At 56.4% G+C, this 675-nt stretch carries 1 protein-coding gene; it reads left to right on the forward strand.

Annotation, left to right across the window (positions count from 1 at the left end; translation table 11 throughout):
* Positions 1-675 (forward strand): immunoglobulin-like domain-containing protein (locus PspCFBP13528_RS27475; protein WP_342671491.1); only part of this gene is annotated, 675 nt, incomplete at both ends.

Genomic DNA, 675 nt, shown 5'->3' on the forward strand with positions numbered 1-675 from the left:
CCACCACCGTTACCCTGACGGCTCCGGCCCAGGCGAATGAAGGTGGTCAGATTACTTACACCGCGACCTTGAGCAACAAGGCCGGTACTGACGTCACGCTGAAACTCGATAATGGCTCGTCGATCACCATCAAGGCTGGCGACACCGTCGGCACCGTGACCGTGCCTGCGCCTACCGATGATGTGTTTATCGACAAGAGCACGCAGACTGTCCAGATCACTGAGACCACTGGCGGCAACTTCGAGAAGCTGGAAGTTGCAGGCAACGGCGCGACCACTACGATCAATGACACCATCGACAAAGTTGATGTAGTCCTGACTGCAACCAACACCGTTGGTGAAGGCGGCAACATCGTTTACACCGCCAGCCTTGTGGATAAGAACGGTACGCCGGTGACTAACCTCACCAATCCGCTGACCGTCACGCTCGATAACGGCCAGAGCATCACTATCGGTGTGAATCAGTCGAGCGGTAGCGTTTCGCTTGTTGCGCCTGATGATGCGTACAAGGGTGATCAAACCGTCACCGCTGCTATTCAGACCGTCACGGGTGGCGAGCACTTCGAGAATTTGGTGCCTGGTACCGCGCCGGTTAATACCACCGTTACTGATACTCCGGGCACCGACAACACCACTACCGTCACGCTGACCGCGCCAAATGCTGTTAACGAAGGTG

Source organism: Pseudomonas sp. CFBP13528, assembly GCF_005233615.1.
Taxonomy (GTDB): domain Bacteria; phylum Pseudomonadota; class Gammaproteobacteria; order Pseudomonadales; family Pseudomonadaceae; genus Aquipseudomonas; species Aquipseudomonas fluorescens_AM.